The 14,719-nt window shown below is 64.7% G+C and carries 12 protein-coding genes; 4 read left to right on the top strand and 8 right to left on the bottom strand.

Annotated features, from left to right (window positions below):
• Positions 1-129 precede the first annotated feature (129 nt).
• Positions 130-2,172, top strand: coding sequence for a hydantoinase/oxoprolinase family protein (locus AB0I57_RS17105; RefSeq protein ID WP_358337684.1), 2,043 nt, complete (start codon positions 130-132; stop codon positions 2,170-2,172).
• Entirely contained in the window at positions 2,169-3,971 is a 1,803-nt protein-coding gene (locus AB0I57_RS17100; protein WP_358337681.1) for a hydantoinase B/oxoprolinase family protein, read from the top strand. Before AB0I57_RS17105 ends, AB0I57_RS17100 begins: the two co-directional genes overlap by 4 nt.
• A gap of 106 nt (positions 3,972-4,077) precedes the next feature.
• Here the strand turns inward: AB0I57_RS17100 and AB0I57_RS17095 are convergent, their stop codons facing one another.
• Positions 4,078-4,566 (bottom strand): hypothetical protein, encoded by a 489-nt coding sequence (locus tag AB0I57_RS17095; RefSeq protein WP_358337678.1) that lies wholly within the window; start codon positions 4,564-4,566, stop codon positions 4,078-4,080.
• A 281-nt stretch (positions 4,567-4,847) separates the two neighbouring features.
• On the bottom strand, positions 4,848-6,284 hold the full coding sequence (gene glnA / locus AB0I57_RS17090; protein WP_358337675.1) for a type I glutamate--ammonia ligase: 1,437 nt from the start codon (positions 6,282-6,284) through the stop codon (positions 4,848-4,850).
• Between the two features lie 213 nt (positions 6,285-6,497).
• On the opposite strand from glnA, the gene AB0I57_RS17085 reads away from it, so the two are divergent.
• Complete coding sequence (locus tag AB0I57_RS17085) at positions 6,498-6,977, top strand: RDD family protein (protein ID WP_358337672.1); 480 nt, start codon at positions 6,498-6,500, stop codon at positions 6,975-6,977.
• Positions 6,978-7,021: 44 nt separating this feature from the next.
• Here AB0I57_RS17085 and AB0I57_RS17080 read toward each other — a convergent pair whose 3' ends face one another.
• From AB0I57_RS17080 to sucB, 5 genes are all read right to left on the bottom strand, one after another.
• The gene (locus AB0I57_RS17080; RefSeq protein WP_358337669.1) at positions 7,022-7,786 is read right to left on the bottom strand and encodes a DUF4191 domain-containing protein; all 765 of its coding nucleotides are present in this window, start codon (positions 7,784-7,786) and stop codon (positions 7,022-7,024) included.
• A 73-nt stretch (positions 7,787-7,859) separates the two neighbouring features.
• On the bottom strand, positions 7,860-8,870 hold the full coding sequence (gene lipA, locus AB0I57_RS17075) for a lipoyl synthase (protein WP_358337666.1): 1,011 nt from the start codon (positions 8,868-8,870) through the stop codon (positions 7,860-7,862).
• Positions 8,871-8,933: 63 nt separating this feature from the next.
• Complete coding sequence (lipB, locus tag AB0I57_RS17070) at positions 8,934-9,710, bottom strand: lipoyl(octanoyl) transferase LipB (RefSeq protein WP_358337663.1); 777 nt, start codon at positions 9,708-9,710, stop codon at positions 8,934-8,936.
• A 46-nt stretch (positions 9,711-9,756) separates the two neighbouring features.
• Positions 9,757-10,647: a TIGR01777 family oxidoreductase gene (locus AB0I57_RS17065; protein ID WP_358337661.1), complete on the bottom strand. Its 891-nt coding sequence runs from the start codon at positions 10,645-10,647 to the stop codon at positions 9,757-9,759.
• A gap of 95 nt (positions 10,648-10,742) precedes the next feature.
• Positions 10,743-12,461, bottom strand: coding sequence for a 2-oxoglutarate dehydrogenase, E2 component, dihydrolipoamide succinyltransferase (gene sucB / locus AB0I57_RS17060; RefSeq protein WP_358337658.1), 1,719 nt, complete (start codon positions 12,459-12,461; stop codon positions 10,743-10,745).
• A gap of 313 nt (positions 12,462-12,774) precedes the next feature.
• On the opposite strand from sucB, the gene AB0I57_RS17055 reads away from it, so the two are divergent.
• Entirely contained in the window at positions 12,775-13,113 is a 339-nt protein-coding gene (locus AB0I57_RS17055) for an oxidoreductase (protein ID WP_358337655.1), read from the top strand.
• Positions 13,114-13,152: 39 nt separating this feature from the next.
• On the opposite strand, the gene AB0I57_RS17050 is transcribed toward AB0I57_RS17055, so the two are convergent.
• Complete coding sequence (locus AB0I57_RS17050) at positions 13,153-14,670, bottom strand: leucyl aminopeptidase (protein ID WP_358337652.1); 1,518 nt, start codon at positions 14,668-14,670, stop codon at positions 13,153-13,155.
• Positions 14,671-14,719 lie beyond the last annotated feature (49 nt).

The raw sequence follows: 14,719 nt of genomic DNA, 5'->3' as shown, positions 1-14,719 counted from the left end.
GCAGCCGCTCGGGCGTAGCGCAGCGACGCAACCTATACCTGTATCGCAGAGGCGTTCGGCGTCGCCATTCCGACCGTGGGATGGCGGCGTCATATTTCGGCTGGTCCGAGCACGGTCGGTGAGTGAAGCGTGAATCGAATCGGGATCGACGTCGGTGGCACGTTTACGGATGTCGTCGTCCTAGACGAGGAGACCGGATCAGCGCGTTGCTTCAAGACGGCCACCGACTTACGTCAACCGGCTGAGGGCATCATGGCAGCATTCGACGCTGCCGGTGTCGACAGCGCTGATGTCGGTCACGTCAAGCTGGGTACCACCCTGGCGGCCAACGCCATTCTGACCCGGAGTGGGGCCTCCACGGGATTGTTGACGACCGCCGGGTTCCGGGACGTCTTGGAGATCCGCCGCACTCACCGTGAGCGACTTTTCGACCTCTACGAGATCATCCCGGCGCCGCTGGTGCCCCGCCATCTGCGCAAGGAAGTCGACGAACGGGTCGACAGCGCCGGCGAGATCATCACCGAACTCGATGAAGATGGAGTTCGTGCCGCGTGGCGCGAGCTACGCGAGCTGGGGGTGACCGCGATGGGGATCTCTTTTCTGTTCTCGTTCCGGAACCCTTCCAACGAGCTGCGGGCGCGCGAGATCGTCCTCGAGGAGGGCGGCGCCGAGGCAGTGTTCTGCTCCAGCGATGTGCTACCGGTGTTGCGAGAGTACGAGCGGACGTCGACGACCGTCACTGCTGCGTTTGTCGCCCCTGTGGTGCGAAACTTCGTCAGCCGGCTCAGCGCGGGACTCGAGCAGCGCGGGGTTTCCTCGAAGCGGCTGTCCGTGATGACCAACGGGGGTGGGGTGATTGGTGCGGGCGCTGCCGCGAAATCACCCATCCCGATTCTCTTGTCCGGACCGGCCGGGGGAGTGTCGGCGGCGCGTTGGCTGGCTGACCAGGCCGGCAAACCTGACGTTGTGACACTCGATATGGGCGGCACCAGCTGCGACGTGTCGGGCGTGCAGGGCGGTGTTCCCGACGAGCGCCTGGATCTGAGGGTGGGCGGCTTGGACATCGCCTACCCGACTCTCGACCTCCACACGATCGGCGCAGGGGGTGGCTCGATTGCGTGGTTCGATACCGGCGGGGCGCTGCGTGTGGGACCCGCCTCGGCTGGCAGCACACCCGGACCGGCCTGCTACGGCCGGGGCGGAACCCAACCCACCGTCACCGACGCGAACCTGGTGCTGGGACGCTACGACGAGGAGACACCGCTCGGCGGTCACCTGACTCTCGAGCTGGCTGCCGCGCGTGAGGCCATCGACCGCGAAATCGCCCAGCCAATGGGCATCAGTATCGAGAAGGCCGCCGCCGGGATCGTGCGGCTGGTGAACGCCGCGATGGTCAACGCGGTGCGGACGATCTCGGTGCAGCGCGGACGCGATCCGCGCCGGTATGCGCTGGCGCCGTTCGGTGGAGGAGGGCCGGTCCATGCTCTTGATATCGCCGATGGCCTCGGCATCACCACCGTTGTCGTGCCGCCGTTTCCCGGTTGCACGTCGGCATTCGGCGCGATTTTGGCTCCGCCGCGCCGCGACGCATTGCGCTCGATCAACAGGCCCATGGCAGGTCTCGATGTTGCCGTGCTGAGTACGACGGTGAACCGCCTCGTCGAGGAAGTGACTGGTTTCCTCGCCGGGGAGGGCTACGACCGCCCACTGGTCGACTTGGCGTTATGGGCCAGTCTTCACTACGCCGGACAGGCACACGAATTGGTGGTGCGCCATGACGGTCTTCAGGTCAGCGAGGAGTCCCTCAGCGCGCTTGCAACCGCGTTCAGTGCGGCCCACGAACGCCAGTACGGTCACCATTTCGACAATGTTGGGGTCGAACTGGTCACCATCCGAGTCACTGGCATCGCCCACCAGCCCGACCCCAACGTGTCCTGGGCGTGGGCCGAGGTGGAGTGCAGCAACGATGCGCAGACGCGCCCGGTGTACTTCGACTCGATCGATCAGTTCACCGACACCCGGGTGCTCGCCCGCGGGGCTCTGCTTGCAGGGGAGGTACTTTCGGGTCCTGCGGTGCTGCACCAGGAGGACGCGACAACGCTGATCGCCCCTGGCTGGTCCGCGCGGCGAGACGCAGGCGGGTGCCTGCTGATCACGAAGGAAGAACCGTGAGCCCTACGACGATGGACCCGTTTACCCTGCAGGTAATCGGTCACGCGCTGATTTCGATATCCCGCGAGATGGGGGTCACGCTGTCGAGGACGTCGTGCTCGCCGATCTTCAACGAAGGCAACGACTACTCCTGCGCGATCTTCGACGCACACGGCCAGATGGTGACCCACGGTGAGTTCCTGCCCATCCACCTCGGATCCATGGTGTTCGCCACCAAGGTGGTGACCGATGCGTTCGGCGTCGAAGGACTCGAGCCCGGTGACATGGTGGTCTTCAATGACCCTTACCTGGGTGGAACCCATCTGCCCGACGTCACTTTCGTGGCACCGGTTTTTTGCGACGACAAGTTGCTCGGCTACGCCGTGAACCGCGCGCATCAACTGGACATCGGGGGCACCAGCGCGGGGAGCTTCTATTCCGAAGCGCGCGAAAACTATCAGGAGGGGCTGCGGATCGAGCCAGTCAAGCTGGTACACCGCGGCGTGCTCGACGAGCACCTGCTCGATTTCATCGTCGGCAACACCCGGCTACCCGACGAACTGCGGGTGGACTTCGAGGCCCAGATGTCGGCCAACCGCACCGCCATCCGTCGGCTTACCGAGCTCGCAGAACGCTACGGCGCGATCGGGGTGCAGGTCGCAATGACGCTGATCCTCGACCAGTCCGAGCGTCGCACCCGCCAGGCGATCAGGCGGTTGCCCGACGGTGAATACCGCGCGCAGGACTTCATAGACAATAACGGCATCACCGACGTCCCCCGCGTCATCAACATCACCGTGCGTATCGACGGCGATGAGGCCGAGGTCGACTTCACCGGGTCCTCCGAGCAAGTCGAGGGCCCGCTCAACAGCGTGCTGGGCTGCACTTGCGCGGGGGTGTACATGGTGTTCCAGGCGGCCACCGACCCGGATATCGAACCCAACGCCGGCTGCTACCAACCGATCAAGATCTTCGCGCCCGAGGGCACGATCGTGAATCCGCGATTCCCCGCACCGTGCACCGGAGGCGTCGAGACCGCGATCGTCGTCCACAACACCATGTTCCGGGCACTGGCAAGCATCCCACGATGCGAAGACGGCGGGCCGCGAGTGATGACCTGCGATCAGGGATCGGGGAACAACAAAATCATCAGTGGCATGGACCCGCGTTCCGGCCGTAAGTATGTGCTGTACGAATACCCAGAGGGCGGGTGGGGCGCCAACCGTGACCGCGACGGTCACAACGCGGTCTGGTCGATCGTCGGCAACATCACGAACGTGCCGGTGGAGGTCATCGAAGACCAGTACCCGGTGCGTGTGGAGCGCTACGAATTGCGTACCGACAGTGGGGGGCCGGGTATCCACCGCGGCGGTCTCGGGATCAGGCGCGACATCCGTGTTATCGGGCACGAGGCCACGGTTTCGATCATGGGTGACCGGGTGCGGGTGCCACCGTGGGGCTTCGAGGACGGGTTGGCCGGAGCTCCCGCGTCTTACACCATCGATCCGGGAGAACCCGAACAACGGCCTGCTGCAACGGAATTCGGCAGCAAGGTCTACAACCTGGCGCTCGGAGCCGGTGAGGTCCTGTCGCAGTGCACCGCTGGGGGCGGTGGCTGGGGTGACCCGTCCAAGCGTCCGCCCGAGGCGGTAGCCGCCGATGTCCTGGCCGGATATGTCTCACTGCAGCAGGCCGAGGAGGTCTACCTGGTAGCCCTCTCCGCGGATGGTCTGGTCGACACGGATGCGACCCTGGCGCTGCGCGCCGAGCAGAGTGCATCGAGGGAGCCCAGGGCAGTTCCTGCCAACACCCGGGTATAGCGCCGCTCGGCCGTGTCGAGGGTGTTCCAGCCAATGACGCCGCCACTCCGACTATGGAGACGGCGGCGTCATTCGGCTCTTTCCTACACCAGTACGGCGTGAGAGATCATCGACGGGACGAGTTGATCAGTGCGTGGATGATCCAAATCGGCAGCCACAGCCCAGCCGTCAGAATCGTCAGGATGAAGTGAATCAGGTGCGGGGTGCGCGGACCCGCACCACGGATCACGTTGTTCACGGTGACAGCCTGAGCGACGGACGTCGGCGCGCCCTGCGGTGGGTAGTAGCCCTGCGGCGGGAAATGCCCTTGCGGGTGCTGCCCGAACTGCCCAGGTGGGTACTGGTACCCCTGCTGCGGATGCTGAGGGTACTGATACCCAGGGAACTGGGGCGGCTGCCCACCAGCCTGCGCGTAGGCCTGGGCCTGCCCGTTTTGATCGAATGCCTGCGGTTGCTGCTGAGGCTGGGGGTACGGGTACCCGGTGTTCGGCGGTCCATACTGCGGCTGGTCCTGCGCAGGGTTCGGCTGGATCTCCGGTTGCGGTGTCAGAGTCTTGTCGGCGTCCTTGTCGAACGGCTGCGGTGCGGTCGTCATCGCGTGAGTGTCCTGTTCTGTTGTCGAGCGGGTGTCCGGGTGTCGGTTTCAACTGGTAGCCGCAAGACGGGTCGGTATTGTTGCTGATGGTCAGTAGATCACGAAGTCGGCCACCAACGGGTCCGAAGAGTCTGCCGTGTCGTGGTTGATCGACGGGGGGACTTGTCGCCAGACGCAGACGAGTCCACCCGCACTGCGATGGGTAGTGATCGCGGTGCGGGTGGACTCGGGTCAAGCTATTGCGCTGTGGCGAAGTGCCGCAGCTCAGAGCGCTCTACGGCTCACACGTCGTAGTACAGCTGGAACTCGTACGGGTGCGGACGCAGGTTGACCGGAGCGATTTCCTGCTCGCGCTTGAGCGAGATCCAGGTCTCGATCAGGTCGGTCGTGAACACGCCACCCTCGGTGAGGTAGTCGTGGTCTGCCTCGAGCCGGTCGATGACAGCCGCCAGGCTCGTGGGTGCCTGCGGGATGTTGCGGGCCTCCTCCGGCGGGAGTTCGTAGAGGTCCTTGTCGACCGGCGCCTGCGGCTCGATCTTGTTCTTGATGCCGTCCAAGCCCGCCATCATCTGCGCCGCGAAGTTCAGGTACGGGTTTCCTGAGGAGTCGGGGGCGCGGAACTCGAGGCGCTTGGCCTTCGGGTTGTTTCCGGTGATCGGGATGCGCACGGCCGCGGAGCGGTTGCGCTGGCTGTACACCAGGTTGATGGGGGCTTCGAAGCCGGGCACGAGACGGTGGTACGAGTTGATCGTCGGGTTGGTGAAGGCCAACAGCGACGGTGCGTGGTGCAGGATGCCGCCGATGTAGTGGCGTGCCGTGTCGGACAGGCCCGCATAGCCGGCCTCGTCGTGGAACAACGGCTTTCCGTCCTTCCACAGCGACTGGTGCACGTGCATGCCTGAGCCGTTGTCACCGAAGAGAGGCTTCGGCATGAAGGTCGCGGACTTGCCGTGCTTCCATGCCGTGTTCTTCACGATGTACTTGAACAGCTGCAGGTCATCTGCCGCCGCGAGCAGCGTGTTGAACTTGTAGTTGATCTCCGCCTGGCCCGCGGTGCCAACTTCGTGGTGGCCGCGCTCGAGGTCGAAACCGGCCTTTTGCAGGTTGGTGGCGATCTCGTCGCGGAGGTCGACGTAGTGGTCGTACGGCGCGACGGGGAAGTAGCCGCCCTTGGGGCGGACCTTGTACCCGAGGTTCGGGGTGCCATCGGGGTTCAACTCGGAGCCGGTGTTCCAGGACGCCGACACGGAGTCGATTTCGTAGAACGAGCCGTTCATGCTCGAGTCGTAGCGGATCGAGTCGAAGATGTAGAACTCCGCTTCGGCGCCGAAGTACGCGGTGTCCGCGATGCCGGTCGACTTCAGGTATTCCTCGGCCTTGCGAGCGACATTGCGCGGGTCGCGGCTGTAGGACTCACGAGTGAACGGGTCGTGGACGAAGAAGTTGATGTTCAGCGTCTTAGCTGAGCGGAAAGGGTCGATCTGGGCGGTCGCGACATCGGGGAGCAGCATCATGTCCGACTCGTGGATCGACTGGAAGCCTCGGACGGACGAACCGTCGAAAGCGAGACCGTCCTCGAAAGTGTCGAGGGTGAACGCGGAGGCCGGGATCGAGAAGTGCTGCTGAACGCCAGGCAGATCGCTGAACCGGATGTCGACGTACTCGACCTCCTCTTCCTTGATGAACTTGATGACCTCTTCGGCCGTGGTGAAGGCCACGCTTGCGCTCCTTATGTTGCTTCAGTCAACTGAATACAGGCGAATCCGTTTGTGCCAAACCGTAGAGACTTGGTGTTGCTCGCTGGTCAACCTCGTGTTTCGCCCGTGTTACACGTCGAATCCTCCGGAGTCTTCTCGGCCGGATGTGAGTGTGTACACAGCCCACAACTCCGGTTTGAAGTCCATCGAGACGAGACGCCTATCCTTGACAGCATGGCACGAATCACCGGCTCCTGGCTTTCCGGACCCTCATCTGCGCTGCCGGACGGCGCCGATTCGATGAAGCAGGCCTATCGGGGTGAGCGCCTCGGCTTGCAGGAAGACGGGCCTGGCGCACTCGCGAGTACAGGTCGACGGCTTGCGGCGCTGATGATCGACTGGGTGTCGTCAGCAGGCATCGCCGCGCTGATCATCGGTGACCGCTTCTACGAAGGCCCGTTCTCGACAGTCACGCTGGCCGTGTGGTTCGTCATCGGAATCGTGACCGTGACGCTGTTCTCGTTCACACCGGGCCAGTTCTGCCTCGGTATACACGTTGCTCGGGTCGACGGACTAGCGCCCCGCGTGGGTTTCGTCCGCGCATTGGGCCGACAAGCCTTGCTCTCGGTCGTGATTCCGGGAACCATCACGGACGTCGACGGCCGGGGCATGCAGGACCGGGCCACCGGTACCGCGTTGGTGCGAACACGCTGACCTGGACCTGACCTGCGTCGATCGGCCCGAACGACGCAAGGCAACTAGCGGCGACGGATGGTGCGCTGCACGCCACGCATCTTCGCGCCGCCGGGCATCGGACCCTTCGGCAGTGCGGCGCCTCCGCCGCTGCCGCGACTGTTGAGAGCCGCCAGCCGGGACTCGATCGCGTCCATCCGCTTGTTGTCGATGTTCTTCGGAAGCTTGTTCAGACGTCTCTGCAACTGGGACAGCGGAATCTGGCCCTCGTCGTTGCCGACGACGAAGTCGTAGATCGGGGTGTCACCGACCAAGCGGGCCGCCTTCTTCTTCTCCTGCGCCAGGAGCGACTTGACCCGTTGCGGCGATCCCTCGGCGACGAGGATGATGCCGGGACGTCCGATTACGCGATGAACGGCGTCGAGTTGAGCGGTGCCCGCGATGGCGTTGGTGACGCGCCACGAGCCCTGCATGTTGTCGAGCGCCCAAGCCGCCGCGCCGGCCTGGCCTTCGGCCTTGCCGTAGACCGTCTTCTGCACGCGCCGACCGAAGATGATGAATGCACCGAGTACCCCGAGCATGAGTCCGATCGGCAGGAGGAACCACTGGATGCCCCAGATCAGACCGACGAGGAAGAACACCGCCGTGAGTCCGATCAATATGCCGAGCATGATCGGCAGAAGCAGCTTGTCTTCCTTGCGCTGCATCTGGAATGCCTGCCAGAGCTGAGTCCTGCGTTCCTTCGACGCCTGCTTGCGGGCTGCCTTGGCGGCTGCCTTTGCTTCTTTACTGGGTTTGCCCGCTTTGCCGGATTTCCTACCGTTCGCCATGCTGTTCAGGATACGTCCCGAGCCGCTTGCGGTAGTTACCCGTCCCGAGCCGATCACCGCGTACGCGGCGCGGTCAGTTGGCGAGACGAGACAGAACGGAACTTGCCTCCTGCGATGCGCTGCCGCCTTCGGCCAGATGTTCCTGGCCGACAGGCAACTCGCGACCGTGGTGGGCCATCGCCTGCGCGTAGAGTCGGCCGGCGCGGTACGACGAACGAACCAGGGGCCCGGCCATCACACCGGCGAACCCGATCTGCTCGGCGGTCTGTGAGTGCTCGACGAACTCCTCTGGCTTGACCCACCGCTCGACGGGGTGGTGCCGAGGGGAGGGTCGCAGGTACTGGGTGATCGTGATGATGTCGCAGCCTGCATCGTGCAGGTCGTGAAGCGCCTGCGTGACCTCGTCCGGGGTCTCTCCCATCCCGAGGATGAGGTTGGACTTGGTGACGAGGTTGTCCTCACGCGCCGCGGTGATCACGTCCAGACTGCGCTGATAGCGAAACGCAGGCCGGATCCGCTTGAAGATGCGGGGTACGGTCTCGACGTTGTGCGCCAAGACCTCCGGTCGGGCACCGAACACCTCGGCCAGCTGTTCCGGTTTCGCATTGAAATCGGGGATCAGCAGTTCGACGCCGGTTCCAGGATTGAGTTCGTGGATCAGGCGTACGGTTTCGGCGTAGAGCCAGGCGCCCCCGTCGGGGAGATCGTCGCGGGCGACGCCCGTGACGGTCGAGTACCGCAACCCCATCGCGTGTACGGACTCGGCGACACGCCGGGGTTCGTCGCGATCGAGGTCGTCGGGCTTGCCCGTGTCGATCTGACAGAAGTCACAGCGGCGGGTGCACTGCTGACCGCCGATGAGGAACGTCGCCTCGCGGTCTTCCCAGCACTCGTAGATGTTGGGGCAGCCTGCTTCCTCGCACACGGTGTGCAGGCCCTCGCGCCTCACGAGGCCCTTGAGCTCGGAATACTCCGGTCCCATCTTGGCCCGGGTCTTGATCCAGTTCGGCTTGCGTTCGATCGGAGTTTCCGAGTTCCGGATCTCGAGGCGGAGCAGTTTGCGTCCTTCTGGGGCCACGGTCACGGCACTGATCGTACTCCGGCCGGGTGTTCGCTGAGGGTGGGGGGAGTAGCTGCCGAGGCCACGTCAGCTGTACCGAACAGTGGAGAAGGTCGGTGCGGAGGTGGGCTTCGCGGAGACACCGGGATCGAGAGAAACGCGCTCGATGTCGTGCTCGGTGACCGGAAGAGTGCCATCGAGCGCGGCGCTGACCGCTGCGGTGACGGCCGGCTTGACCTCCTCGACCGTGACATCGCGACCCAACTCGCGAGAGAGCGACGTGACGCCGGCGTCGCGTATGCCGCAGGGGATGATCGCGTCGAATCCGGTGAGAATGGAGTTGCAATTGAGCGCGAAACCGTGCAGCGCTACCCCTCGCTGCACACGAACGCCTATCGCCGCAACCTTCCGCTCGGGCACCCACTGTTCGCCGTTCCGCGAGGCGGGCAACCAGACGCCCGAGCGTCCGTCCACCCGCCCACACTCGACACCGAGATCAGTGCAAACGGTGATCAGTGCCTGTTCTAGCCTGCGTACATAGCGCACGACGTCCACCGGTTCGGCCAATTTCACGATCGGGTATCCGACCAACTGCCCCGGACCGTGCCATGTGATCTTTCCACCGCGGTCGACGTCGATGACAGGGGTGCCGTCGGTGGGTCGGTCCGCGGGCTCGGTTCGGCGTCCTGCTGTGTAGACAGCGGGGTGTTCGAGCAAGAGCAGGGTGTCCACGCCCATGTCCTGGGCTCGTGCCACTGCGAGAGCGCGTTGGCGGTCCCAGGCGGCGACATAGCTGATCGTGCCGAGATCTTCGACGGCGATCGGAGCTGGGCTGACGCGGGCGGATCGTGCTGCGCTGCTCATGTGCTCGAGATTACGCCGGGATACAGGACGGACCACAGCGAGGCGGTCATTGCAGGAGGGCCGCGCTCAGCGCATCACCGACGGTGTTGTGCCGGAACCGGAATCCGGCGTCCTCGAGCACGGCGGGAATGGCGCGTTGTCCTGTGAGGACGCCTTCGAGCGCAAACTCTCCCACGAGCGCCTTGAGCGCGAATCTGGGTACGACCCACGGTGCTGGGCGATGCAACACCCGCGCCATCGCGCTGCTGAACTGCGCGTTGGTGACTGGGGCCGGACCAGTGAGATTCACCGGACCGGACACGTCTTCCCGCGTCAGCAAGAACTTGATGGCGTCGACCTCGTCTTCCAGCGAGATCCACGACAGGTACTGGCGGCCGTTGCCGAGGCGGCCACCGAGTCCGAGTGAATACAGCCTCGCCAGTCGGCCGAGTATTCCGTCATGCGGTGCGAGGACGATGCCGCTGCGCAGCAGGACCGTTCGGACCGTCGCCGTGTCTGCGGTGGAGGCCGCTGCTTCCCAATCACGGCAGGTCTCTGCAAGGAATCCGGTCCCTGACGCAGACTTCTCGTCGACAATGCGGTCGCCGGTGTCCCCGTAATAACCGACCGCGCTCGCGTTCAGGAATGCTGGAACGCCGGCTTCGGTAACCGCCTGGGCGAGGACATCGGTGGCCGCGATCCTGCTGTCGCGGATCATTTGTTTGTAGGCGCCGGTCCACCGTTTGTTGCCGATTCCGACTCCGCACAGATTTACCACCGCATCGGTTTCGGCGAGGACCCTCGTATCGAGGCGGTCTGTTTGTGGATCCCAGCGTGACTCGTCGGGGCCGACGGGTGACCGGCGCACGAGCCGTATGACGTCGTGACCGTCACCGCGAAGTGACGAGACGAGAGCAGTCCCGATCAGCCCGGAGGAACCGGCGACGACCACTCGCATGTGCAATAACCTCCTCACAGAGCAGGGGCACCATCCCCGCGGGAAATGGTGCCCCTGCGCGAATTCGAACGTACCGACGCGCCTGTCAGAGAGAGCTACAGGCCGAGATCAGCCTCGAACGATGCCTCCTCGAGACGCTGTTTGACCGTGGTCAGGAAGCGACCGGCGTCGGCACCGTCGACGAGCCGATGATCATAGGTCAGCGGCAGGTAACACATGGAGCGGACACCGATGGACTCGCTGCCGGTCTCGTCGGTCACGACCACAGGACGTTTGACTATCGCACCGGTTCCGAGCATCGCGGCTTGCGGGGGTACGAGGATCGGGGTATCGAACAGGGCACCCTGGCTTCCGATGTTTGTGATCGTGAAGGTGCCACCGGACAATTCGTCTGGCTTGAGTCCGCCGGAACGGGCGCGCTTGGCGATGTCCGCGATCGAACGGGCCAGGCCCGCCAGCGAGAGGTCGCCCGCGTTGTGGATGACCGGGGAGAGCAGGCCCTGTTCGGTATCGACCGCGATACCGAGATGCTCGGCGTCGTAGTAGGTGATCTGCTTGTTCGCTTCGTCGTAGCTGGCGTTGACGTTCGGGTGCGACTTCAGCGCCTCGACGACGGCCTTCGCGAAGAAGGGCAAGAACGTGAGTTTGACGCCTTCGCGTTCCAGGAAGGTGCTCTTGGCCTGCTCGCGCAGAGCCGCGATCTTGGTGACGTCGACCTCGAACGTTTGAGTGAGCTGTGCTGTGGTCTGAAGGGACTCGCGGGTCTTCGTGGCCGTGATCTGACGAATCCGGTTGGCCTTCTGCGTGGTTCCGCGCAAGTGTGCCAGCTCGGGACGAACCCCTGCGGTGGCAGCCGGGGCCGATGCCGCCGGGGCTGCTGCTGCCTGGGTAGGCGCGGGCGCGGCGGCGGCCGATGCCTTCTTGGCTTCGGCTGCGGCGAGGACGTCCTGCTTACGAATCCGGCCACCCACCCCGGTGCCGATGATCGAGGACAGGTCGACGCTGTTCTCGGCGGCGAGTTTGCGCACCAGCGGTGTGACGTACGGGGTGCTGTTTCCAGATGTGGCCATCGGGGCAGGCGCCGCGGGACTTGGGGTGCTCTTGGGCGGCTCGGCCGCGGCAGGGGCCGGGGTCGGGCTCGGGGTCGGCGCGGCCGGGGCTGGGGTCGGCTCAGGCGCAGCGGGAGCCGGGGCCGGGGTCGGCTCGGGCGCGACAGGCTTGGCGGCAGGCGAACCGGAGCCGATGACCGCGAGTTGACCACCCACTGACACGGTGTCGTCTTCCGCCGCGCTGATCTCGAGAAGTGTGCCGGCGACGGGGGAGGGGATCTCGGTGTCGACCTTGTCGGTCGAAATCTCTACGAGTGGTTCGTCGACGGCGATTTCGTCACCGACGCTCTTGAGCCATCGGGTGATGATGCCCTCGGTAACGGACTCGCCGAGTTCGGGCATCGTGACTGCGGTGCCCTCGGAGGTACCCGTTCCGGGCGTCGCTGCGGGCGTCGGCTCGGCCGACTCCTCGGGTGCGGGCGCAGCCGGTGCCGCAGCGGGGGCAGCATCTGCGGTGGGGGCTTCGCCCGCGTCGCCGATCAGAGCAAGCTCGCCGCCGATTTCGACGGTGTCGTCTTCTCGAGCAACGATCTTGCTGAGAACGCCGGCCACGGGGGAGGGGATCTCGGTGTCGACCTTGTCCGTGGAGACTTCGAGAAGGGGTTCGTCGACTTCGACCGTGTCTCCTTCCTGCTTGAGCCACCGCGTGACAGTTCCCTCGGTGACACTCTCACCAAGCGCTGGCATCTGGACGGAGAAGGCCATGTCTTTTGACTCCTCGACTGTTGAGTTCGGGTTGACTTGTGGTCGTGACCCATTGTGCTCGAGATAAATGTCTCTTGCGGGCTACTTGCAGGTAATTCCGGTTCGTCGTCACGTTTGCTGTGTCGGCGATCATCATCTTTCCATTGATCGGGCAATTACGTCCGTCGAGGGCTACCCGCCAGGGGCTCGTATGTGTGGGTACAGCCGCTCTACCAGGCAGTAGTTTTTGCTTTCTGCGGTCACTGGGCGTTCCCTGGCAAACTTGGAGAACAGTTGCCGACACGGCCCGGCACACGTACTCGAGGAGGCTGACGTGGGTTTGTTCAGACGTTTCTCACTGCCTCGGGCCGGCCGCTATTCGGCGCCCACCGAGGATGAGGCCTATCTCGCGAATTGGACGCGAACGCACGTCGGCGTCGAGGCGTACGTGGAGCCCCAGACGACGGTGACCGAAGTCACCGTCGTTCTCGTCGCGTCCGACGGTGAATGGACCCGACGCAGGGTGGGCGGAGAACGTGGCGCCCGCAAACTAGGCGAAGATCTACGTATTCCCGTGTACGACGTTCGCAAGACCGGATACCCGAAGCGGATGCGTGACTTCGACGCGCGGCGGCGCATTGAGCGCCGACGCGAGCGTGAGCGCGACTTGTAGGTGTTCCGTGCCCAGCTGGGTCCGTAGGCGCTGACGCGTCTAGCTATTGGCCGCGATGTCCTCGATCACAGAGATCATCGTGCGCACTGGCACGCCGGTGCCGCCTTTACCCGTGTATCCCCACGGCGCCGACGAATTGTAGGCAGGCCCGGCGACGTCGATGTGCGCCCAATGCACCTCGTCGGGGACGAACTCCTTCAGGAACAGTGCCGCCGAGAGCATCCCGCCCGAACGGTGATTGGTGACGTTGGCGAGATCGGCGACCTTCGAGTCGAGGTCCGGGCGCAGTTCTGCGGGCATCGGCATCGCCCACGCGTTCTCACCGATCTCCTGGGAGATGGCCGCGACGCGATCGCGGAACTCATCGGTGCCCATGACGCCCGGCGTGCGGTTACCCAGGGCCACAACCTGTGCACCGGTCAAGGTTGCAGCGTCGATGAGGTAGTTGGGATCGTCCTCGCAGGCGCGGACGATGGCGTCGGCCAGGATGAGGCGTCCCTCCGCATCGGTGTTGATGACCTCTACCGTTGTTCCGCCGTACTGGGTCAGGACGTCGCCGGGACGCTGGGCGGTAGCCGACGGCATATTCTCGGCCATCGGGACGGTGGCGGTCACGTCGACAGGGAGGCCGAGTTTGGCCGCGAGGACGACCGTGGCGATCACCGCTGCCGCACCGCCCATGTCAGAGGTCATGTTCTCCATCCCCGCGGCGGGCTTGATGGAGATACCACCGGTGTCGAATGTGATGCCCTTACCGACGAGCGCCACCCTCGGCGTCTTCCGCTTCTTTGCCGCGTAGCTGAGCCGGACGAGTCGAGGCGGGCGAGACGATCCCTTGCCGACGCCGAGAATTCCACCGTAGCCGTTCTTTTCGAGAGCTTTCTCGTCGAGTACCTCGACCTTCAGTCCGGCATCGGTGCCGAGAGCCTTTGCGCGATTGGCGAACTCGGCGGGAAATAGATGGCTCGGGGGGGTGTTGACGAACTCGCGGGCAGTGGAGACCGCTTCGGCGATCGCTGCGGAGCGTGCAAGGGTGGCCTTGGCCTCCTTGGTGCGCGGGGCCTGCACCAATAGTTCCACTCTCGACACTGGCTGTGCGTCGGGACCGGGCGCGGACTTTGCGGACTTGAATTCCGTGAATCGATACGCGCCTAGAGAGAAGCCTTCAGCCGCGGCACCGAGATCGAGGGTGGACAGCGTCGTTGCGGCGGTGTCGACGCCGCCGAGGGAGGCAGCTGCGGCGCCGGCCGATCGCCGGATCTGCTCGGCGTCGAGCTTGGAGGCGGAACCGAGTCCGACCGCCAGGACGCTGCCGACCGGGAGGGTGGGCGGTGAGGGAATCCGAGTGGTCTCCTCGGCCTTGCCGGTGGCTCCTACGGTGATCAGCGTATCCAGCAGATTCGAGAGCACGGCTTCGTCGACGACGCCGCTGTCGAGCGCGATTTCGGGACCGTCCGAACTCGATGTCAGTCCGATCACCAACACGTCCACTTTCTTGCCGACAGAGCCGGCCAGGACGAGTTGTGGTCCGAGCGGTCGAGCTGTGCGAGTGCTCACGGTGTCTCCTGAGGCAGATCTGAATCGGCACGGGCCGGAGTGCGGTGCC

Source organism: Rhodococcus sp. NPDC049939 (assembly GCF_040656415.1).
Taxonomy (GTDB): Bacteria; Actinomycetota; Actinomycetes; order Mycobacteriales; family Mycobacteriaceae; genus Rhodococcus_F.
Note: the sequence above shows the minus strand (reverse complement) of the source record. Positions and strands in the feature narration are given on the sequence as shown.

Bases quoted from the DNA above. Each gene is read 5' to 3' on its own strand.
- AB0I57_RS17095 (WP_358337678.1), bottom strand. From the start codon at position 4,566: ATGACGACCGCACCGCAGCCGTTCGACAAGGACGCCGACAAGACTCTG.
- AB0I57_RS17085 (WP_358337672.1), top strand. From the start codon at position 6,498: ATGGCACGAATCACCGGCTCCTGGCTTTCCGGACCCTCATCTGCGCTG.
- AB0I57_RS17080 (WP_358337669.1), bottom strand. From the start codon at position 7,786: ATGGCGAACGGTAGGAAATCCGGCAAAGCGGGCAAACCCAGTAAAGAA.
- lipB (WP_358337663.1), bottom strand. From the start codon at position 9,710: ATGAGCAGCGCAGCACGATCCGCCCGCGTCAGCCCAGCTCCGATCGCC.
- AB0I57_RS17065 (WP_358337661.1), bottom strand. From the start codon at position 10,647: ATGCGAGTGGTCGTCGCCGGTTCCTCCGGGCTGATCGGGACTGCTCTC.
- sucB (WP_358337658.1), bottom strand. From the start codon at position 12,461: ATGGCCTTCTCCGTCCAGATGCCAGCGCTTGGTGAGAGTGTCACCGAG.